Genomic DNA, 19,348 nt, shown 5'->3' on the forward strand with positions numbered 1-19,348 from the left:
GGGCCCTCGCTCATGATAGGGCCTCGGACAAGGCGGCCGACCATTCGGCAATGCGGGTTTCGAACACCGCCTCGTCAATGGCGACGGTAAGGTCGAAGCCGGGTGCCTCGACGAAATCGAGATTGGCCGCGCGTGGGCCGAGCGAAGCCTTCAGCGTCTCGAACAATGACAGCGGTCCGCGCACGGCGATGCGCACCGCCTCGCTGTCGCCGACGGCTTCGCGGATCGTGCCGGCAAGGGCTTCCAGCGAACGCTTCTGCAGATCGTCGCTGACAAGGCCGCCAATGATGCGCGCAATGGTGGCGCCGACGAGGTCGCTGACCTTGGCCTCCATGATCTCGATACGGGCAGTCACGACCGCGCCGACATCGCCGCCGAAAGTTTCCAGAAAGGCCTTTGCTTCATCGGCGTTGGCCTGTCTCTGTGCCTCGAGCGCTGCCTGGTGGGCGATGGCAAGGCGGGCTTCAAGGGCGGCTTCGGCATCGATGACCGCTTCGGCGATCAGCGCGCCGATGTCGGCCTGCGGCGCCGACGTCTCCGGCCTTGGCTCGGCCATGGCCGCGAGCGAGGGCTGGCCGGCACGCTGGCTGCGTGCGCCGAAATCCGGCAAAAGGTCGAAAAGCGCTGCCGAGGCCATGGTCTATACCGCTGCTTCCTGGGCCGCCCATTTGCGCAGGATCTGCGCGGTGCGCTCCTCATTGATGTCGACCATGCGGGCAAGCCGCTCCTGCGGCGCCGGCCTGATCTTCTGACGAAGATCGTCGAGTGGAGTCGGGCCTGGGCGGCTGCCGGGCAAGGCAGCCGGCGCCGGTTCGGCGCCGGCGGCTTCGGGTGTCGGCAGTGAACGCTGGACGTCGTCGAAGCTCGGACCGGCAAGTGCCGGCGTCGGCCGCGCGCTCAGCGCGGTGGCCATTGGCCTCAGGCCGAAGAAGGCGACCAGGAACACCACGACGATGAACGCGCCGGCGTTGATCATCGTACCGGCATGGGTTCCGATCGACGCCATTATGCCCGGCTGTTCGACCGGCTCGCCGTCCAGCCCGTCGATGAACTCGACCGCCGAGACATCAATGATATCGCCGCGCTTGTCGTCGAAGCCGGTGGCCGAGGCCACCATCTTCTGGATGTCGGCAACGCGCTTGGCGATCTGCTCGGGCGTTGCGTCCTTGCCGAGGATGGTCATCAGCCGCTGCTGATTGACGACGACGGCGATCGACATCTTGGTAACGGAATAGCCGTTCGAGACTGTGGCGATCTTCTTGGAGTTGATCTCGTAATTGGTGATCTCCTCCTTGCGGTCGTTCGCCGATGACGTCTGCGGACCATCGGTGCTGGTCGCCTGGGTCTCGGGCAGGTTCTGCTCGACGGTGGCCGGGGTCGAGGCCTGCCTCTGATTGCTGTTTTCGTTGGCGCGCACCGACTGCACGGAACGCTCCACGCGCGACTCCGGATCGAAGATTGTCTCTTCGGTCTGGCGGGTGTCGGTATTGACGTCGGCTTTGACGCTGGCGCGGAAATTGTCGGGGCCGAGATAAGGCGTCAGCGCGCGGCGGATGTTGTCGCCGATCTGCGCCTCGACGGTCTGCTCGACGCCGAGCGTGCGGGCAGCACTTGTGTTGGAGGGATCGTCGCCGGCGGCGAGAAGGTTGCCGTTGGAATCGAGCACGGTAACCTTGTCGGCCGACAGGCCCGGCACGGCGGCGGCGACGAGATGGCGGATCGACATGGCGCTCTTTTCGGCGTCGATGCCGGAATAGCGGATGACCACCGAGGCGGAGGGTTGCTGTTCGTCGCGGCGGAAATTGGCGCGCTCGGACATGACGATGTGAACGCGGGCGGCCTTGATGCCGGATATCGACTGGATGGTGCGGGCGATCTCGCCTTCCAGCGCGCGCACGCGGGTGATCTGCTGCATGAAGGAGGTCAGCCCGAGAGAACCGACATTGTCGAACAGTTCGTAGCCGGCATTGGCGCTGGTCGGCAGGCCCTTTTCGGCAAGCAGCATGCGCGCCTGCGCGGTTGTGCCGGCCGGCACCAGCACGGAGGTGCCGTCGGAGCCGACGTCGAAGCCGATGCCGGCTTCGCCGAGCACCAGGCCGATCTGGTTCACGTCGGAGCGATCGAGCCCGACATAGAGCGTCTCATAGGCCGGGCGGTTGAGATAGACCGAGCCGATGCCGATGACGGCCATCACCAATGCGGCAATGCCGGCCAGCATGGCAAGGCGCCTGACGCCAAATGCCCTGAGATTCGAGATGATGCTCTGGATCTGTTGCGGCACGATTCAAGCGCTCCCAGCATGATATTCCGTGGGAACACTAGACCGCGAAGCTTGTGCGAAGATGATAGAGCATGTCGCCCGGAAGTGTGCAGCGGTTCCGGGTCAACGACATGCGTCAAAACACACCCATACAGGAAAGGGCCGCGCTGTTGGCGCGGCCTATTCAAGGAAGAGAAAGCCGGGTCAGGCTTACTGCTTGAACAGCGCCAGGATCGACTGCGAGTTGCCGTTGGCGATCGACAGCGACTGGATGCCGAGCTGCTGCTGGACCTGGAGGGCCTGCAGCCGCGTGGATTCCTTGTTCATGTCGGCGTCGACCAGCGCGCCGACGCCCTTGTCGATGGAGTCCGAGAGGTTCGACAGGAAGCTCTTCTGGGTGTCGATGCGCGACTTGGCGGCGCCGAGATAGGCGGCACCCGTGGACAGCTTGGCAAGCGCCGTTTCAACGGCGCCGAGTGCGGTGTCGATGGCCGCCGGGAGGACCTGGGTGGTGCTGGGATCGAAGAAGGTCGTCGCCAGCAGAGCGCCGACGATGCCGCCAGTGCCAGGAAGATCGAGAACCTGCGTGTCGGCCGCCTTGACGTCGATGGTGTCGATGGCGACGGTCGTGCCGGTGCGGTTATAGGACGCGACGATCTTCAGGTCGGAGGTCGCAGCAGCGTCGTTCTGCAGCAGGTTCGAGCCGGCATAGGAGGCGTTGGTGACCGACGACTTGATCTGGTCCTGGATGGCCTTGATTTCGGTCGCGATCTTCTGCTGGTCGTCCTTGCTGGCGCTGCGTGCAGTGACCAGCTTGGCCTTGATCAGGTCGACCTGGTCCTTGATGTCGGTGATGGCGGTGTAGGCGGTATCGACCTTGCCGGCGCCGAGGCCAAGCGCGTCCTGAACGGCCGAAAGCGCCTTGTTGTCGGACTTCATCGTGGTGGCGATCGACCAGTAGGCGGCGTTGTCGCTGGCGGTGGCGACGCGGTAGCCGGTCGAAATGCGTGACTGGGTGGTTTCAAGCTGCTTGTTGGTGTTGTTCAGGCTCTGCAGCGCGGTCAGAGCCGAAGCGTTCGTCATGATGCTAGCCAAGATATTTACCCCTTTTCAAACACTGGCGTGTCCCGAACACGCCGGATCAACTTCATCAAGGGGGTAGGCATAAGCCCATCGACCGTATGGTCTGCCCGCCATGGAATGGTTAACCATGACTACCGGGATATGGTTAACGGCCTGTTAAACCAAGCCATTCAGGGCGCTGGCCAAGAGCAAAAATCGGCAGCCATTCAGCAAGACAATCAACAGCCGCAAAAGAAATCGGGCCGCGCTGTTGGCGCGGCCCCACGGATGGTGTCAGTCGTAATGTCGAGAGATCAGCCGCGGAAGAGCGACAGGATCGACTGCGAGTTGCCGTTGGCGATCGACAGCGCCTGGATGCCGAGCTGCTGCTGGACCTGCAGGGCCTGCAGCCGCGTCGATTCCTTGTTCATGTCGGCGTCGACCAGCGCGCCGACGCCCTTGTCGATCGAGTCCGACAGGTTCGACAGGAAGCTCTTCTGGGTGTCAATGCGCGACTTGGCGGCGCCGAGCGAGGCAGCGCCGGTGGACAGCTTGGCAAGCGCGGTTTCAACAGTGCCGAGCGCGGTGTCGATGGCGGCGGGGGTAACCGCCGTGGTGCTCGGGTCGAAGAAGGCAGCGGCGAGCAGGCCGCCGACGATGCCGCCCGTGCCGGCGACATCGAGAACCTGCGTATCGGCTGCCTTGACGTCGATGGTGTCGATGGTGACGGTCGCGCCGGTACGGTTGTAAGCCGCAACGATCTTCAGGTCGGACGCAGCGGCAGCGTCGTTCTGCAGCAGGTTCGAGCCGGCGAAGTTGGCGTTGGCGACCGAGGACTTGATCTGCGCCTGGATGGCGTTGATTTCGGTCGCGATCTTCTGCTGGTCTTCCTTCGAGGCGCTACGGGCAGTGACCAGCTTGGTCTTGATCAGGTCGACCTGGTCCTTGACGTCGTTGATGGCGGTGTAGGCGGTGTCAACCTTGCCGGCGCCGAGGCCGAGGGCGTCCTGCACGGCCGAGTTGGCCTTGTTGTCGGACTTCATCGAGGTCGCGATCGACCAGTAAGCGGCGTTGTCGGAAGCGGTGGCAACGCGGTAGCCGGTCGAGATGCGGGCCTGCGTCTGCTCGAGGGATTTGTTGGTGTTGTTCAGGCTCTGCAGCGCGGTCAGCGCCGAGGCGTTCGTCATGATACTGGACATGGCTACTCGTACCTTGATTTTTACAGGGTGTTTTTGACATACCGGCTTTTCCGGTATGACGGAGCGGCATCATGCCAATGATCGTGAGACCCGATCACCCGCCATCTGCGAGCAATATGCGGGCAAGTCCCTACCAAAGGGCTAAACGGGACGGTTAACCGGAAATATATTGCATAAAACTTTAGCAAGGCGCCAACGGCGCGCGGACGGTCAGGTGAAGGAGCGCACCAGGCTGCCGACAAGCAGGTTCCAGCCGTCGATGAGGACGAAGAACAGGATCTTGAAGGGCAGCGAAACGACGGTCGGCGGCAGCATCATCATGCCCATGGCCATGGTGATGGTGGCGACGATCAGGTCGATGACGAGGAACGGCAGCACGATCAGGAAGCCGATCTCGAAGCCGCGGCGGATTTCGGAGATCATGAAGGCCGGCACCAGGATGCGCAGGTCGACGGTGTCCCTGGCAACGACCTGGCCGCGTTCGCGGGCGAGATCGGCGAACAGGTCGAAGTCCTTGTCGCGGACATTGTGCAGCATGAAGGTGCGGAACGGGTCCGAAATCTTTTCGAACGCCTCGGTCTGGCTGATCTGGTTGTCCATCAGCGGCTTGACGCCGGTGTTCCAGGCCTGGTCGAAGGTCGGCGCCATGACGTAGAAGGTCATGAACAGCGACAGCGAGATCAGGATCAGATTGGCCGGCGTCGACTGCAGGCCGATGCCGGCGCGCAGGATCGAGAAGGCGATGACGAAGCGGGTGAAGCTCGTCACCATGATCAACAGGCCCGGCGCCACCGACAGCACGGTGATCAGACCGAACATCTGGATGATATAGCCGACGGTGGCGCCGTCGGCCTTGCCGATGCCGCCGAGATCGAGCTGCTGGGCGGCGGCGACAGAGGTGGCGGCGACGACGATCGCGGCGGCGAGGACGAGTTTTCTCATTCGAGCAGCAATGTCCTGATCAGAACCTGTTTGGCATGGCCACCGCTGCGGATTGCGGCGCGCTCCTCGAGGTCGGCTTTCAAATGCTGGTAGCCGCTGGCGCCTTCGATCTGATGCATCTTCAGGGTGCGGACCATGGCAAGCAGGTCCTGGTGAATGCTTTCGGTAAGTTCCGGCGGCTGCGGCGCATCGTAGACCACCGACGCTTCCAGCCTTATCCAGGTGTCGGCAGGCGAAGCCAGATTGGTGGTGATCGGCGCCAGCTGGACAAGCGTCGGCCCGGTGCCGGGCGCATGTTCGGCCGCCTTGCTCGGTTGCTCGGCGTTGGACTGGTTCTCGGGCGCGGCGGGCACCGGCACCGGTCCCCCGACGCCCTTCAGATAGCCGCCGGACATCCAGCCCATGCCGATCGCGGCGCCCGTCATCGCCAGCAGCATCGCAAGCTGGATGACAAGCGACGGGCCCTTTTTTTGCTGAACCTGTTCGACATTTGCCACGGCGCCGTTCTCCAGTCCTAAAAGGGGAGGACTTGGTCGAGGATCTGCTGACCGTAAGCGGGCTGCTGGATTTCGCTGACGCGGCCGCGGCCGCCATAGGAGATGCGCGCCTCGGCGATGCGTTCATAAGAGATGGTGTTTTCAGCGCCGATATCGGATGGACGCACCATGCCGGCGATGGTCAGCACCCTGAGCTCGTAATTGACGCGCACCTCCTGTGAGCCCCGGATCATCAGATTGCCGTTGGGCAGGACTTCGGTGACGACGGCGGCGACGTTGAGCTCGAGGTTCTCCGAGCGCTTGATTTCGCCGTCCGCATTGGTTTCGGTGGTGGAGCTCAGCCCCGCGTCGCCCTTGCCGCTGGTGGTGGCACCTTCCCATCCGAGGTTGACGTCATAGCCGAGCTTCCGCCCGGCGGTGCGGCTGCGGTCGTTCTGGTTCTTGAAGTTGGCCTTGTCGTTGAGCTTGATCCTGACGGTGAGGATGTCGCCATCGCGCAGCGCGCGTGGGTCGGTGAACAACCGGCTCTGGCGATCATCCCACAGCGAGAATTTCTTCACTGGCGCGGGTGGCGTTTCGGGATAGGAGTAGGGCGCATTGACGCTGCCGGTAATGCCGGCGCCAACCGGCGACAGCGCCGGCTCCCTGCCGATCTCCCTGGGGTCGGAGGCGCAGCCGGCAAGTGAAGCGGTGGCGACCAGGGCTAGTATATGCGACTTCATGACGGGTCTACCCTTCGCGCCGCGCTGGCCATAATGCCGGTGAGCGTGGCTGCCGCCTTCTGGTCCATTTCGTTGAGAATGACGCCGGCCTTGCGCGAATCGAGTTTCATCAGGATGGCGGCGGCGAGATCGGTGTTGACCATGGCCAGGCGCTCGGCCGCGGCATCCGGTTTCATGCCGGCATAGATCTTGACGACGCCATCCTCGGCGCGGGCCAGGAAAACTTCACGCCGCTTCAGCCATTGCTCGTATTCGGCGCGCTTGTCGTCCAGCGCCTTCATGCGCTGGTCGATGCCAGCCTGCAACTGCTTCAACTCTTCGGCCTGCAGCGCGTAACGGCGGTCGCGGGCGGCGTCGGCGATGTTGGAGCAGAAGCGCTGGATCTCGCTTTCATCGGGCACCTTCTCGCGGACCAGCTGCTGCACTGCCGCCGGCTGTTGCCCGCCAGGAAGAACCTGCCGCACCGCTTCTTCCGCGCGAACAGTGCCGCCGGCAAGGACGGTGGCGGCGATGACGCAAGCTGCCAAGGCTGCGCTTCGGCGGTGCTGCTTTTGGGAAAAGAAATCGATCATCGGCATGGCCTATTGGAGAACCAGATCGGCCTGCAAAGCGCCGGCCGACTTGATGCCTTGCAAAATGGCAATGATGCCGTCCGGCTTGACGCCGAGACGGTTGAGGCCCGACACCAGCGTTTCGAGGTTCGGTCCGTCGAGCACATTGACGCGGGCGTCAGGCCGCGTGGCATCGATGGTGGTGAAGGGTTCCTCCGCTGTCACGCCCTTGGAGAACGGTTCCGGCTGGACGATCTTCGGCTGTTCGGTGATGCGCACGGTGAGCGTGCCGTGGCTGATCGCCACCCGCGAGATCTTGACCTCGTTGCCGATGACGATGGTGCCGGTGCGTTCGTCGATGACGACGCGTGCCGGCGTGTCGGTCTCGACCACCAAATTCTCGATCTCGGCGTAGAAGCGCGCCGCCGAAACATTCTTCGGCCGCCTGATCTGCACGGTACGTGCATCGCGCTCCGCCGCCACGCGCATGCCGAAGCGTTGCGAGGTGTAGCCGTTGATGGCGTCGGCGATGCGAACGGCAGTGGAGAAATCGGGGTTGCGCAATTGCAAGGTGAGCAGCGCCTGGTCCTCGAATTCGGCGCGCACCGTGCGCTCGACGATGGCGCCGTTGGGCACGCGGCCGGCCGTCGGCACGCCCTGCGTCAGCTTTTCGGCATCGCCTTGGGCAGTGAAGCCGGAAACGATGACCGAGCCTTGCCCGACAGCATAGATCTCGCCATCGGCCGCCTTCAGTGGCGTCATTATCAGCGTGCCGCCGGCAAGCGATGTGGCGTCGCCCATGGAGGAGACGTCGATGTCGATGCGGGCGCCCGACTGCACGTAAGGCGGCATGTTGGCGGTGACGATGACGGCGGCGACGTTCTTGGCCCGCGCGCTGCCACCTTCGGTGGCGATGCCGAGATTTTCGAGCATGGCGCGGATCGACTGTTCGGTGAAGGGCGAATTGCGCAGGCTGTCGCCCGATCCGGCGAGGCCGATGACGAGGCCGTAGCCGACGAGCTGGTTGTCGCGCGAAGCCTGCAGCTGCGCAATGTCCTTGATGCGCGATGCGACCTGGCCGGGTGGCAGAGAGCTTGGGCCGTTGGAGACCCTGAACATGCGGTTGGTGGTGGCCGGATCGTATTCGGGATCGACAAAGGCGCCGCCATTCTGGCCGGCAAGATCGCGCTTTTGCTTCGGCGTAAGACCGTCGGCCAGCGCCGGCTGCAGGCCGACAACGGTCGCGAGCAGAAGGGCAGCTCCGCGTCTCATGACGCGCTGACCCGGATGGTGCCGTCAGCCATCACCGTGCCGGAAAAGATCTTGCCGCTGTCTGTGTTGCGGACCTTTATCAAATCGCCGGCGGCACCCGGCTGCAGCGACACCGCCGTGGCCGAAATGGTGAGGTCGCCGGCGATGAAATAGACCTGCACGTCGGCGCCCTGTTCGACCAGCCAGGCGTCGCGGATGGCGGCGACCGGGATATAGCGGCCGGGCAGCAGCGTGCGCTTGGCGACCTTGCCCTGGAGTTCCATGGCCCGCGTGGCGACCGCATCTGGCCTGTGCTTGCCGGGGAGCAGCGTCACCGGTTTCAGCACGCCGGTGTCGATCATCTCGCCGGGATAAATGACCCGGTTGGGGATCAGAACGATCTCGCCCGTTGCCTGACTGCTCGCGACCTGAGTGGTGGTCTGCTGGTCTGCGCTCTCCTGGGCAAACGCCGGCACACCGCCGGCCACCAGCGCCAGGATCAGCGCGGTGCGGCAAAGCGCGGAGCGGAAGGCCGGAGAGACCATCAAATCTTACCTGATGTTCTTGGACACGACGGAGGCCATGTCGTCGGCGGCCTGGATGACCTTGGAGTTCATCTCATAGGCGCGCTGCGCCGAGATCAGCTCGGTGATTTCCTTGACCGGATCGACGTTGGAGGCCTCGAGATAACCCTGCTCGACCGAGGCGAAGCCGGGATCGCCGGGCACGCCGACATTGGCCGGGCCGGAGGCCGGCGTCTCCTGGAACAGATTGTCGCCGAGCGGCGCGAGGCCTGCTTCATTGGCGAAGTTGGCGAGCTGCAGCTGGCCCAGCAGCTGGAGGTCGGTCTGGCCGTCGATGCGGGCAAAGACCTGGCCGGTCTTGTTGACGACAACTTCGATGGCATCGGTCGGCACGGTGATGGCCGGGATGACATTGGCGCCGTCGACGGTCACCAGCTGGCCGGTGGCGTTGGTGTTGAAGGCGCCGGCGCGGCTGTAGAGCGTGCCGCCGTCGCCGCCCTCGATCTGGAACCAGCCTCGGCCGGTCAGCGCCATGTCGAAACTGTTGCCGGTCGAGGTCAGTTCGCCCTGGGTATGGACGTTGCGCACCGCCGTCGTCTTGACGCCAAGGCCAATCGACACGCCTTCCGGCACAAGCGATGAATTGGAGCGGTTGGGCACGCCCTGTGTGCGGTCGACCTGGTAGAGCAGGTCGGAGAATTCGGCGCGCGCGCGCTTGTAGCCGGTGGTGTTGATGTTGGCGATGTTGTTGGCGATCACTTCCAGATTGGTCTGCTGGGCATTCATGCCGGTCGCTGCGATGGCGAGTGCTTTCACGGCAAGTCTCCTCAGATGCCCATACGGCTGATTTCGAGATAGGCGGAGACGACCTTGTCGCGGATGGCGATCGTGGTCTGCAGGGCCTGCTGGGCGCTCATGACGGCGTCGACGACCTGACGGGTATCGGCGTGGCCCTTGAGCGCCTGGATCGAGACCTGCTCGGCGTTCTGCAAGGTGTTGACGGTCTTTGAAGTAGCCTGGCTCAGCGCTTCGGCGAAGGTGGCGCCGATTTCGCTGCCGGCCATCGGCGCCCTGGTGCCCTGGAACAGGTCGGTCGTGGTATCGGCGCCACCGATCTCCGGCTTGAGGGGAAGCGATCCGATACCGCCAATGCCGCTGATCATTACTGGTTCCTCATCAGGTCGATGGTCATGGAGATCAGATCACGCGCCTGCTTGATGACCTGAAGGTTGGCTTCGTAGGAGCGGTTGGCCTCGCTCATGTCGGCCATCTCGACCAGCACGTTGACATTGGGCATCTTGACGTAGCCCTTGTCGTCGGCGGCCTCGTTGCCGGGCTGGAATTCGACGGGAAAGTCGCTGGGGTCGCGGTCGATGGAGTTGACCTCAACTGTCGTGCCACCCGAGGCACGGTCGAGTTCCGAGACGAAACTGATGGTCTTGCGGCGATAGGGGTCAGCGCCCGGGGTGTTGCCGGTCGACTGCGCGTTGGCGAGATTTTCCGAGACGACGCGCAAGCGGTCCGACTGGGCGCTGAGGCCGGACGCGGCGATCTTGAGGGCTGAGGTCAAGGGGTCCATTGTCAGCTCTTCACCGCCATCATCATCATCGAATGGAAGGCCTTGACGATCGCGGTGTTGAGCTCGAAGGAGCGGCGGACCTCGCCGGCCTTCATCAGTTCGTTCTCGACCACCACCGTGTTCTTCGAGGGCATGATGGCGCCGGTCGTCTCTTCTGGCTTGACCGTGAAGCCGGCATTGGTGGCGGCAGTGCCGAGGTGGCCTGCCTGGGTGGCGGTCAGCGACACTGCCGTGCGGTCGAGCACCTTCTCGAACGGCTCGACATCGCCGGCGGTGTAGCCGGGCGTGTTGACGTTGGCGATGTTGCCGGCAATGGCAGACTGGCGCACCGACAGCCATTGCGACTGTTTGGCGGCGAGATCGAAAAGATTGACGGGCTCCATGGGGATCTCCGGGCTGGTACGAACAAGACTAGGCTGCCAGTCTTGCGCGGACCTTGCGCGGCTCGGGGGTGAATCCGGTGTGCCGCTATTTGGAGAGTTCGATCACCTGGTCGGTGCTGGTGACCATGACCCACTTGCCGCCCCGTTGCTCGATCGACGAGACGACGCTGGAGTCGGGCAGCTTCGAGCCGCGCTGGACGATCCACAGGCCGGCATCGTCCTCGATCATGGCGCGGCCATTGGCGACATGAACCATGCGAAATTTGGGATCCGCCGGGAAGGGCTGCTCGTCGACGCCGGAAGGCTGGGTCCTATCCTCGGGATCCTGCAGCGTGCCGGTGGCGAACAGGTCGACATCGGGAACATCGTTTGCCGTCAGCGGCTGACCGCTGTTTTCCATCTGCGAACCGCCGCTGACCCGCCCTGCATTGGTGCCGCTGCCGCCGAACTTGATCGCCTGCACGCCGAACTGGTCCTGATTGAAGAAGATATACCAGGGAAACAGCGCGCAGATCAGGCCGAGCGTGATGCCGAGCGCGGCAAAGACGATATCGCTGCGGCGGTCGGATTTCTTGTCGAGCCTGGGATATTGCGGCCTTGGCGGCTGCGGCCATTCGGTGACCGGGAACAGCCCGTCAAGAAGCGAGTCACGACTGGTCTCGATCGCTTCTTTGGGGCCGGCGCGAGAGGTCCTTGGCAATGCAGGCTTGACGACGCTGGGCAAGGCAGGCTCGGCCAAGCGAGGCACAGTGGACTCGACTACGCTGACTACCCTGGGCAAGAATGGCCTGGCGGCCCTGGCCAGAATGGCCTCAGCCTTGGTGGCCTTGTCGAGATCGGCCTTTGCCCTGACAGCTCTCGCTTCGTTGGCCCGGGCTTCCTCGGCGGCACTGGCCTGTGCGATCATCTCGCGCAAAAGCCGCTCGGTGTACTGAAGCTCAGTCTCCTGCATCGACACTTTGCTTGCCTTTCAGATGACGGGCGAGGTCGGAGAATGCGTCGCTCGAGGCGCGATCCCTGGGCGACTGCGTCAGCGCCTCGTAGATCAGCGGCACCTGGCGCACGGCAATATCGAGCTCGGCATCGGCGCCGCCCTGATAGGCGCCGAGCAGGCGGATGTCGCGCGTGTCCTCGAAGCGCGAGATCATCGATTTCAGCCTGGTCACCAGCATGCGTTGCTCGGGGCTCCATGCCTTGTCGGCGAGGCGCGAGATCGACGACAGCGGATTGACCGGGGGGTAGCGGCCCTGTTCGGCAATGGCGCGGTCGAGCACGACATGGCCGTCGAGGATGCCGCGTACCGAATCGGCGACCGGGTCGTTGTGGTCGTCGCCGTCGACCAGCACCGAGATGATGGCAGTGATTGATCCCTGTCCTTTGACACCGGGGCCTTCAGCGCCCGGGCCAGCGCGTTCGAGCAGCTTGGGCAGATCGGTGAAAACCGAAGCGGGATAGCCGCGGGCGACCGGCGGCTCGCCGGTGCCGGTCGCTACCTCGCGCAGCGCATGGGCAAAGCGGGTAATCGAATCCAGCACCAGCAGCACGCGATGGCCCTGGTCGCGAAAATGTTCGGCAACGCGCATGGCGGTATCCGGCGCGCGCCGGCGCATCATGGCGCTCTCGTCACTGGTGGCGACGACGGCGACCGTCTTGGCCATGCTCTCTGCGCCGATCGTGTCTTCGAGGAATTCGCGTACCTCGCGGCCGCGCTCGCCGATCAGCGCCACGACCACGGTGTCGAAGGCGTCGGCGCCGGCCAGCATGGCGAGCAGCGTCGACTTGCCGACGCCGGAACCGGCAAAGACGCCGAGGCGCTGGCCGAGGCAGAGCGGCGTGAAGATGTCGATGACCTTGACCCCGGTCGTGAAGGCGGTGCCGACGCGCTGCCGCGCCATGGCGCCGGGCGTTGTGCCGTCGCCGCTCGCAGCCTCGCCGATCCTGATCAGCGGCGGGCCGCCGTCGATGACGCGGGTCAGCGCGTCGATGGCGCGCCCACGCCACGAAGCATGCGGCGTTACCGTCAGCGGGCCGCGGCGAAACACGGCGTCGCCGATGCCGGCGTCGGCGCTGCGTTCGAAAGGGGCGATGACGACTTCGTCGCGGCCGATCCTGACGATCTCGCCGCGGCGCGTGCCGGCATTGCCGCGCTGTTCGACGAGGTCGCCAAGCCTGGCGACTTCAGACAGGCCGCGCACCTTGTAATGCGTTGGCGAAACCTCCGAAACACGGCCGCCGCGCCGCAGCAACGTCTCGGTGTCATCGAAGCGGCGCCAGATCCGCTCCAGCGCAGCCAGCCGGTTTTCCGGTGCTGTCTCCGGTTGCCGTTCAAGCGCGCGTATCGATGATTTGCTGCTCGACATGCTGCTACGACTTGGAGCCGAGCGTCTTGATGGCGTCGTCGGTCGAGGCATCGGTCTGGCGCATCAGCGCCGCCGTGTTCTCGAAGGCGCGCTGGACCATGATCAGGCGCGTCATCTCCAGCACCGGATTGACGTTGGATTCCTCGACATAGCCCTGCGCGACGCCGAGATCGGAACGGTCGGTGACCGGCTCCGGCGCACGCGCGGGCACGATGCCAGAATTGCCGTAGCGGACGAAATTCGGGCCGGGATCGAAATTGAACAGGCCGATGGCGCCGACGAGCTTGTCGCCCTGGCGCAGCGAGCCGTCGGCGCCCGCCTTGGGTGGGCCGTCGCGCGGGTCGAGCTGGATCGGCGCACCGCCGGCGTCGAGCACCGGATGGCCTTCGAGCGACATCAACTCGCCGTTCTCGTTCATCGAAAAGCGTCCGTCGCGCGTCATCACGGTGCCGGCCGGGGTGTCGATGCCGAACCAGGCATCGCCCTGGACGGCGAAGTCGAACGGGTTGCCGGTCTGCGTCATCGCGCCATGCGCGCCGGACAAATAGGACTTGCCGGAGGAGGCGAAGGACACCGATTTGGGGCCGCTGCCGGAGACGACATCCTCGAACTTCACGCCGGTGGCGCGAAAGCCGATGGTCGAGGCGTTGGCGACATTATCGGCGATGGTGTCGAGACGGCGCTCAAGCGCGATCTGCGAGGAAAGGGCGACGTAAAGGCTGTCCTGCATGGTGTTCTCAGAATCTCAGTTTCTGCATGGCCATCATCAGATCGGTCGAGATGCCGACGGTGGTCGGCTGCGCAAACAGCACACCGATCGATGTCTGGGCGGTCGAGGTCGGATGATTGATTTCCCAAAGGCTGGTGAAGCGGGTGAGGAATTTCTCGAGCTTGGCCGGGTCGGTGAAATCGGTGAGGTCGAGCTTTGCCTCGAAGGCCTGCGCCTGCTTGTCGATATCTGCGGCAGCGAAGGAATCGGGCAGGCCGATGGCGGTGCGTACCACGCTGGCCAGGGCCGTGTCGGCCAGCACGTCGTACCAGTTGGTGATGGTCGAGGCCTTGCGCTCGAAATAGAGCGCCAACCGCACGCCCTCATTGGTCTTGCCGGCGTCTTCTTCCAGGGTCTGGCGCATGTATTTGTCGACCACCGGCTGCTGCGACGGGCTGCGGGTCGTTGCCGCTTCACCGTAGGCCTCGAAATTCAACGAGGTGGCGAGCCTGGCATAGGCCTTGTTGGAGAGCTTGTTGGCGACACTGGCGGGATCGCGGACACCGCCCTCAAGGACATCACGGACGAGATCCTTGTTGGTGGTCGCCGGATCGAGCCTGCTTGCGGACAGAGCATAGTTATAAAGGCGGCTGTCGGCCATCAGGTCGTCGACCGATTTCACCTTGGTGATGTTGGCGAGGTAGTAGCTGGTCTCGGCCTGGACGGCGTCCGCATTCGGCTTGATGAGGCCAAGACTGGACTCGGTCGTGTAGAGCTTCGGCGTGGTCTTCAGCACCGCGTCGCGCGTGGTCGTCTGATCGCCATACTGGGCAAAATCAAAGGCGCTGACGAAGTTGGCGTAGCTCTTGTCGGTCAACAGGTTGGCGGGACTCAACGGATCGGTGACGCCGCCATTGACCATGGTGCGGATCTGCTTCGTCGTCTGGGTCGATGCATCAAGCCCATAGGCAGCCATGGCGAAGGTCAGCAGGCGCTTGTCCTTCAGCAGGTCTTCGATGGACTTCACCTTGGAGATGTTGGCTGCGTAGTAGTCGGCCTCGCCCTTGATGTATTGCGCGGTCGGCTTGACGAGCAACAGTCCGGTTCCGCCGATCACAGCCTTCGGCACCGCCTGCTGGACGGCGTCGCGCGCCGTAGCCTGGTCGCCATATTGGGCAAAGTCGAAAGCCGCGACGAAAGCCGCATAGCCCTTGTTTGTCGACGTGTTTGCGGGGCTGTTCGGGTCGGTGACGCCGCCTTCCAGCATGGCCCGCACGGTCGCAGCCGGCTCGGCGTCGGCGTCCAGGCCGAACGCGGCCATCGCATAGGTGAGCAGGCGATCGTTGCCCATCAGGTCGTCGATCGATTTTACGTTGGAAATGTTGCTCAGGTAGTACGAGGTTTCGCCCTTGTAATAGGTGAAGCCGTTCTGCGAAGGGCCGACCGAGACCTGGAGACCATAATTGTTGGTCACGCCCTGCTGCGCCGAATTGTAGCTCGTGGCATTAGGGCCCAGGGCGGCGAAATTGAAGGCCGACACGAACTCGGCATAACGCTTGTCGCTCAGTTTGTTGGCGAAGCTGTCGGAATCCGACACCCCTTCCTTCAGGGCTTTGACCATGAAGGCCTTGGCGTAAGCCATGTCGCCGAGACCGAAGGCCTTCATGGCATATTTGAACAGCCGGTCGTTCTTTACGAAATCGTCGATCGATTTCACGCTGCCGATGTTGGCGAGATAGTAGTCGGTGTCGCGCTTGGTGATCGGCTCCGCCTCGATGCGGTCGATCGCCTTGGGGATGTCCCTGGCGATGAGCTGGTAGCTGGTAAAAGTGCTCAACACGACATGCCTCCGGTCGCAGCTTCAAAAGCAAGAGTATGCGGACTTGCTTGCGCGAGGCTGAATCGCCTCACCTTGCATGATTCAAGCCTCACACAAGGCACGGGGGCTATCGGTTAGGCCTGACGTGATGCGGAAGGATCTGGCGTGGGCATTCTGATCGGACTTGTGGTGACGCTCGGCTGTGTTCTCGGCGGCTTCATGGCCATGGGCGGCCATCTGCATGTGCTGATGCAGCCTTGGGAAGCGGTGGTCATCTGTGGCGCCGCACTTGGCACCTTTCTCGTCGCCAACCCGATGAAGACGGTCAAGGACACCGGCAGGGGTATCCTCGAAGCGTTCAAGCAGGCGGTACCGAAAGAACGCGACTATCTGGAGACGCTGGGCGTGCTGCACAGCCTGATGCGCGAACTGCGCTCGAAGTCGCGCAGCGAGGTCGAGGCGCACATCGACAATCCGGAGGAGTCGGCGATCTTCCAGGCGTTCCCGACCGTGCTGAAGAACCACGACCTGACGAATTTCATCTGCGACTACTGCCGCATCATCATCATCGGCAATGCCCGCTCGCATGAGATCGAGGCGCTGATGGACGAGGAAATCCAGACCATCAAGTCCGACAAGATGAAGGCCTACCATGCGCTGGTGGCGGTGGGCGACGGTCTGCCTGCGCTCGGCATCGTCGCCGCCGTGCTCGGCGTGGTCAAAGCGATGGGCGCGCTCGACCAGTCGCCCGAAATCCTCGGCGGCCTGATCGGCGCCGCCCTTGTCGGAACCTTCCTCGGCATCTTCCTGTCTTATGCGGTGGTCGGACCGGTTGCCACCAAGATCAAGACGGTGCGCGAGAAGAAGAATCGCCTCTATATCATCGTCAAGCAGACGCTGCTTGCCTATATGAACGGCGCTCTGCCGCAGGTGGCGATCGAGTTCGGCCGCAAGACCATCTCGTCCTATGAGCGGCCGACGATCGATGCCGTCGAGCAAAGCACGATGAACACAGCTTCCGCCGAGAAGAAAGCGGCTTGAGCCATGCATGAAGACAGACAGGACCGCACGCCGTCATGACAAGTCCTGGCAGCCCCTCGCAAGCCCGCTCGCTGATCATCGAGCGTCTGGTCGGTGAAAGCGGTGAGGCCGCTCACGTCATCGGCACCGGGCGCTCGATGGGGGAGCGCGCACTGCCGCTGCTGCAGAAGAGCCTGGCCGGCGAGCTCGGTGCACCGGTCACCGTCGACCTGCGCACGGTCGAGATCAGCCGTGTTCCCGATGCCCGCACGAATGCCGGCGATGCCTTTGCCATGGCCATCATAGCATCGCCGACGTCTTCGGATGCGATGACGCTGGTGGCTGATGCGCCGGCCATCGCCGTGATGGTGTGCGCGCTGTTCGGCGGCGATCCGGATCAGCCGGTTTCGCCGATCGAGCGCGCTCTGTCGCAGATCGAGACCGATGTCGCGACCACGGTCTTCCAGGAAGTTGCGCAGGCGTTGAACGGATCAGGCCGGCGCTCGCTCGAGCTGCGGCTGCCGGTGCCGCGGGCACTTTCGGGCAGCGAAGCCAAGCGCCGCGTGCTGCGCGATGGCGCGGCGGTGCGCATCGTCTTCGGCATCTCGACGCCGACCGACAGCGGAACGGTCACGGTGATGATCCCGCAGCGCATCCTGCTGGCCACACGCGGTATCGCCGATGTCCACGACAGCGAAGGCACGACCTCCGACTGGCGGGCACGTTTTTCCGAAGAGGTGATGCGCTCGACGGTGACGCTCGAAGCGACCATGCCGTTGGCACGCCTGACGCTCGGCGACCTCGCCGGCTTCGAGCCGGGCCAGATCATCGAGTTCGAGGCAACCGCGCAGTCGCAGGCCAAGCTGAGCGCGCGCGACAAGACGCTGTTTGTCTGCGAGTTCGGTAAACTCGGGCAGAACTACACCGTCCGGATCAGGCATCCTTACGATGCCGGTCAGGATTTTATCGATGGGCTCATGCCGGGCTGACGCCGGGCAAGCCCAAGCATTTGGAGACGACTGATGGCCAAGACCAAGGTGGAAGCCAATATCGACCAGCCGGACGAACAGCTCGACCGCGCCATCGAGGAATTGCGCGGTGTCCTCCAGGAGGAGGAAAAGCGGCCCGACGCCGCCTTGCGGGCTGCCACGTCCGGCGCCAATTCCAACATCATCATGAGCATCCCGGTCGATGTGCAGATCATCCTCGGCAGTACGGAAATGCCGGTGTCGGACCTGATGGCGCTGCAGAAGGGCTCGACGGTGGCGCTCAACCGGCGCATCGGCGAACCGGTCGATGTCGTGGTCAACGGCCGCAAGATCGCGCGCGGCGAGATCACCGTGCTGGAAAGCGATCCGTCGCGCTTCGGCATCAGGCTGACCGAAATTATCGCGGCGACCAAGGGCGCTTGAGCAATGAATGACATGCGGTCTCAGCAGGAGCGGATGCCATGACGACGCCGGTGACGCTCACGCGCCCGCAAAAGGCCGCCGCCATCCTGGTGGCGATGGGCAAACCTTCGGCCAGCCGGCTGCTGAAATTCTTCAAGCAGGAAGAACTGAAGGCACTGATCGAAGGGGCGCGGCTGCTGCGCACCATTCCGCAAAGCGATCTTGAACGCATCGTCGCCGAATTCGAGGCCGAGTTCACCGAAGGCGCGGGCCTGCTCGATTCCGCCGACCGGATGGACACGATCCTCAATGAATCGCTGTCGCCCGAAGAGATGAGCGCCATCATGGGCGACAAGCGCTTCGAGGTTGCGCCGGAAGGACCACCGCCGATCTGGCCGCAGCTGGAAAAGCTCGAACCGACGCGTCTGGGCGCGTTCCTTGCCACCGAGCATCCACAGACCGCGGCCATGGTGCTGTCGAAGCTTGCGCCGCAGGCCGCCGCCAACATTTTGCTGACCATGGAAAAGCCGATGCGCAGCGAGATCATCAAGCGCATGGTGACGATGGCGACCATTCCGGACGCGGCGACCAGGATCATCGAGAACCAGCTGCGCGCCAGCGTGCTGGCGCAGACAGCGACCAAGGATATCTCGGCCGGACAGGCGCGCGTCGCCAGTGTGCTCAACGAAATGGACAAGCCGCAGCTGGAAGAGGTCATGCAGGATCTGGAAGAGGCCGGCACGCCGGACCTCGGCGGTGTCCGCTCCAGGTTGTTTGCCTTCGACGATCTGCCGCTTTTGACGCAGAAGGCGCGGGTGCTTCTGTTCGACGGGCTGTCGACCGAACTGATTACGCTGGCGCTGCGCGGTGCACCACCCGCATTGACGGTATCGGCGCTCTCGGCGATCGGCGCACGGTCGCGGCGCATGATCGAGTCCGAGCTCGGACAGGGCTCGGAAGGCATTCAGCTTGCCGATATCATGACGGCGCGCAAGAACATCGCGGTGGCGACAATCCGGCTTTCGCGCGAGGGGGCTTTCGAACTGCCCTCGTCGCAGCAGAGCGAAGCGGCTTAACGC

At 63.8% G+C, this 19,348-nt stretch carries 22 protein-coding genes; 4 read left to right on the forward strand and 18 right to left on the reverse strand.

The window, feature by feature from the left end; translation table 11 throughout:
- Window positions 1-10: 10 nt before the first annotated feature.
- The 18 genes from NKI15_RS11950 to NKI15_RS12035 form a co-directional block, all read right to left on the reverse strand.
- Window positions 11-637 carry a hypothetical protein gene (locus NKI15_RS11950; protein ID WP_023701073.1) on the reverse strand — a complete coding sequence of 209 codons (627 nt, stop codon included), beginning with the start codon at window positions 635-637 and terminating at the stop codon, window positions 11-13.
- 3 nt (window positions 638-640) lie between these two features.
- Entirely contained in the window at window positions 641-2,281 is a 1,641-nt protein-coding gene (fliF, locus tag NKI15_RS11955; RefSeq protein WP_023740988.1) for a flagellar basal-body MS-ring/collar protein FliF, read from the reverse strand.
- A gap of 189 nt (window positions 2,282-2,470) precedes the next feature.
- The gene (locus tag NKI15_RS11960; protein ID WP_023683302.1) at window positions 2,471-3,355 is read right to left on the reverse strand and encodes a flagellin N-terminal helical domain-containing protein; all 885 of its coding nucleotides are present in this window, start codon (window positions 3,353-3,355) and stop codon (window positions 2,471-2,473) included.
- Window positions 3,356-3,636: 281 nt separating this feature from the next.
- Entirely contained in the window at window positions 3,637-4,521 is an 885-nt protein-coding gene (locus NKI15_RS11965; protein WP_023683303.1) for a flagellin N-terminal helical domain-containing protein, read from the reverse strand.
- A gap of 210 nt (window positions 4,522-4,731) precedes the next feature.
- Entirely contained in the window at window positions 4,732-5,463 is a 732-nt protein-coding gene (gene fliP / locus NKI15_RS11970; RefSeq protein WP_023686348.1) for a flagellar type III secretion system pore protein FliP, read from the reverse strand.
- Window positions 5,460-5,960: a flagellar basal body-associated FliL family protein gene (locus NKI15_RS11975; protein ID WP_023686347.1), complete on the reverse strand. Its 501-nt coding sequence runs from the start codon at window positions 5,958-5,960 to the stop codon at window positions 5,460-5,462. The genes fliP and NKI15_RS11975 overlap by 4 nt, the downstream gene beginning before the upstream one ends.
- Before the next feature lie 17 nt (window positions 5,961-5,977).
- The gene (gene flgH, locus NKI15_RS11980; protein WP_023686346.1) at window positions 5,978-6,682 is read right to left on the reverse strand and encodes a flagellar basal body L-ring protein FlgH; all 705 of its coding nucleotides are present in this window, start codon (window positions 6,680-6,682) and stop codon (window positions 5,978-5,980) included.
- Window positions 6,679-7,260, reverse strand: coding sequence for a MotE family protein (locus tag NKI15_RS11985; RefSeq protein ID WP_023673653.1), 582 nt, complete (start codon window positions 7,258-7,260; stop codon window positions 6,679-6,681). The genes flgH and NKI15_RS11985 overlap by 4 nt, the downstream gene beginning before the upstream one ends.
- Window positions 7,261-7,263: 3 nt before the next feature.
- Window positions 7,264-8,505, reverse strand: a complete 1,242-nt coding sequence (locus NKI15_RS11990; RefSeq protein ID WP_023683306.1) for a flagellar basal body P-ring protein FlgI — start codon at window positions 8,503-8,505, stop codon at window positions 7,264-7,266.
- Window positions 8,502-9,029 carry a flagellar basal body P-ring formation chaperone FlgA gene (gene flgA / locus NKI15_RS11995; RefSeq protein WP_023714018.1) on the reverse strand — a complete coding sequence of 176 codons (528 nt, stop codon included), beginning with the start codon at window positions 9,027-9,029 and terminating at the stop codon, window positions 8,502-8,504. The genes NKI15_RS11990 and flgA overlap by 4 nt, the downstream gene beginning before the upstream one ends.
- 6 nt (window positions 9,030-9,035) lie before the next feature.
- Entirely contained in the window at window positions 9,036-9,824 is a 789-nt protein-coding gene (gene flgG / locus NKI15_RS12000; protein WP_023673650.1) for a flagellar basal-body rod protein FlgG, read from the reverse strand.
- Window positions 9,825-9,835: 11 nt separating this feature from the next.
- Window positions 9,836-10,171 (reverse strand): flagellar hook-basal body complex protein FliE, encoded by a 336-nt coding sequence (gene fliE / locus NKI15_RS12005; protein WP_023683308.1) that lies wholly within the window; start codon window positions 10,169-10,171, stop codon window positions 9,836-9,838.
- A complete protein-coding gene (flgC, locus tag NKI15_RS12010; RefSeq protein WP_023683309.1) occupies window positions 10,171-10,587 on the reverse strand; it encodes a flagellar basal body rod protein FlgC in 417 nt (138 codons plus the stop codon). The genes fliE and flgC overlap by 1 nt, the downstream gene beginning before the upstream one ends.
- Window positions 10,588-10,589: 2 nt before the next feature.
- Window positions 10,590-10,970: a flagellar basal body rod protein FlgB gene (gene flgB / locus NKI15_RS12015; RefSeq protein ID WP_023683310.1), complete on the reverse strand. Its 381-nt coding sequence runs from the start codon at window positions 10,968-10,970 to the stop codon at window positions 10,590-10,592.
- A gap of 85 nt (window positions 10,971-11,055) precedes the next feature.
- Complete coding sequence (locus NKI15_RS12020; protein ID WP_031242748.1) at window positions 11,056-11,922, reverse strand: hypothetical protein; 867 nt, start codon at window positions 11,920-11,922, stop codon at window positions 11,056-11,058.
- Entirely contained in the window at window positions 11,909-13,330 is a 1,422-nt protein-coding gene (gene fliI, locus NKI15_RS12025; protein WP_023686339.1) for a flagellar protein export ATPase FliI, read from the reverse strand. Before fliI ends, NKI15_RS12020 begins: the two co-directional genes overlap by 14 nt.
- A 4-nt stretch (window positions 13,331-13,334) precedes the next feature.
- On the reverse strand, window positions 13,335-14,060 hold the full coding sequence (gene flgF, locus NKI15_RS12030; RefSeq protein ID WP_352886120.1) for a flagellar basal-body rod protein FlgF: 726 nt from the start codon (window positions 14,058-14,060) through the stop codon (window positions 13,335-13,337).
- A gap of 7 nt (window positions 14,061-14,067) precedes the next feature.
- Window positions 14,068-15,879 (reverse strand): DUF1217 domain-containing protein, encoded by a 1,812-nt coding sequence (locus NKI15_RS12035; RefSeq protein ID WP_023747164.1) that lies wholly within the window; start codon window positions 15,877-15,879, stop codon window positions 14,068-14,070.
- Between the two features lie 144 nt (window positions 15,880-16,023).
- Here NKI15_RS12035 and motA point away from each other — a divergent pair, with 144 nt between their 5' ends.
- The 4 genes from motA to NKI15_RS12055 are packed head-to-tail and all read left to right on the forward strand — an operon-like array spanning window position 16,024 to window position 19,345.
- The gene (gene motA, locus NKI15_RS12040) at window positions 16,024-16,899 is read left to right on the forward strand and encodes a flagellar motor stator protein MotA (protein WP_023671751.1); all 876 of its coding nucleotides are present in this window, start codon (window positions 16,024-16,026) and stop codon (window positions 16,897-16,899) included.
- 35 nt (window positions 16,900-16,934) lie between these two features.
- Window positions 16,935-17,867, forward strand: coding sequence for a FliM/FliN family flagellar motor switch protein (locus NKI15_RS12045; RefSeq protein ID WP_023747165.1), 933 nt, complete (start codon window positions 16,935-16,937; stop codon window positions 17,865-17,867).
- A 33-nt stretch (window positions 17,868-17,900) separates the two neighbouring features.
- A complete protein-coding gene (gene fliN / locus NKI15_RS12050) occupies window positions 17,901-18,290 on the forward strand; it encodes a flagellar motor switch protein FliN (RefSeq protein WP_023683477.1) in 390 nt (129 codons plus the stop codon).
- A 38-nt stretch (window positions 18,291-18,328) separates the two neighbouring features.
- Window positions 18,329-19,345, forward strand: coding sequence for a flagellar motor switch protein FliG (locus tag NKI15_RS12055; protein ID WP_352513981.1), 1,017 nt, complete (start codon window positions 18,329-18,331; stop codon window positions 19,343-19,345).
- Window positions 19,346-19,348: the final 3 nt, after the last annotated feature.

The sequence above is a fragment of the Mesorhizobium sp. M0862 genome, assembly GCF_040319795.1.
Taxonomy (GTDB): Bacteria; Pseudomonadota; Alphaproteobacteria; order Rhizobiales; family Rhizobiaceae; genus Mesorhizobium.

What these genes read in the sequence shown, in the direction of transcription:
- NKI15_RS11950 (WP_023701073.1), bottom strand. Translation starts at nt 637, where the DNA reads ATGGCCTCGGCAGCGCTTTTCGACCTTTTGCCGGATTTCGGCGCACGC.
- NKI15_RS11965 (WP_023683303.1), bottom strand. Translation starts at nt 4,521, where the DNA reads ATGTCCAGTATCATGACGAACGCCTCGGCGCTGACCGCGCTGCAGAGC.
- fliP (WP_023686348.1), bottom strand. Translation starts at nt 5,463, where the DNA reads ATGAGAAAACTCGTCCTCGCCGCCGCGATCGTCGTCGCCGCCACCTCT.
- flgH (WP_023686346.1), bottom strand. Translation starts at nt 6,682, where the DNA reads ATGAAGTCGCATATACTAGCCCTGGTCGCCACCGCTTCACTTGCCGGC.
- NKI15_RS11985 (WP_023673653.1), bottom strand. Translation starts at nt 7,260, where the DNA reads ATGCCGATGATCGATTTCTTTTCCCAAAAGCAGCACCGCCGAAGCGCA.
- NKI15_RS11990 (WP_023683306.1), bottom strand. Translation starts at nt 8,505, where the DNA reads ATGAGACGCGGAGCTGCCCTTCTGCTCGCGACCGTTGTCGGCCTGCAG.
- flgA (WP_023714018.1), bottom strand. Translation starts at nt 9,029, where the DNA reads ATGGTCTCTCCGGCCTTCCGCTCCGCGCTTTGCCGCACCGCGCTGATC.
- fliE (WP_023683308.1), bottom strand. Translation starts at nt 10,171, where the DNA reads ATGATCAGCGGCATTGGCGGTATCGGATCGCTTCCCCTCAAGCCGGAG.
- flgC (WP_023683309.1), bottom strand. Translation starts at nt 10,587, where the DNA reads ATGGACCCCTTGACCTCAGCCCTCAAGATCGCCGCGTCCGGCCTCAGC.
- flgB (WP_023683310.1), bottom strand. Translation starts at nt 10,970, where the DNA reads ATGGAGCCCGTCAATCTTTTCGATCTCGCCGCCAAACAGTCGCAATGG.
- NKI15_RS12020 (WP_031242748.1), bottom strand. Translation starts at nt 11,922, where the DNA reads ATGCAGGAGACTGAGCTTCAGTACACCGAGCGGCTTTTGCGCGAGATG.
- fliI (WP_023686339.1), bottom strand. Translation starts at nt 13,330, where the DNA reads ATGTCGAGCAGCAAATCATCGATACGCGCGCTTGAACGGCAACCGGAG.
- flgF (WP_352886120.1), bottom strand. Translation starts at nt 14,060, where the DNA reads ATGCAGGACAGCCTTTACGTCGCCCTTTCCTCGCAGATCGCGCTTGAG.
- NKI15_RS12045 (WP_023747165.1), top strand. Translation starts at nt 16,935, where the DNA reads ATGACAAGTCCTGGCAGCCCCTCGCAAGCCCGCTCGCTGATCATCGAG.
- fliN (WP_023683477.1), top strand. Translation starts at nt 17,901, where the DNA reads ATGGCCAAGACCAAGGTGGAAGCCAATATCGACCAGCCGGACGAACAG.
- NKI15_RS12055 (WP_352513981.1), top strand. Translation starts at nt 18,329, where the DNA reads ATGACGACGCCGGTGACGCTCACGCGCCCGCAAAAGGCCGCCGCCATC.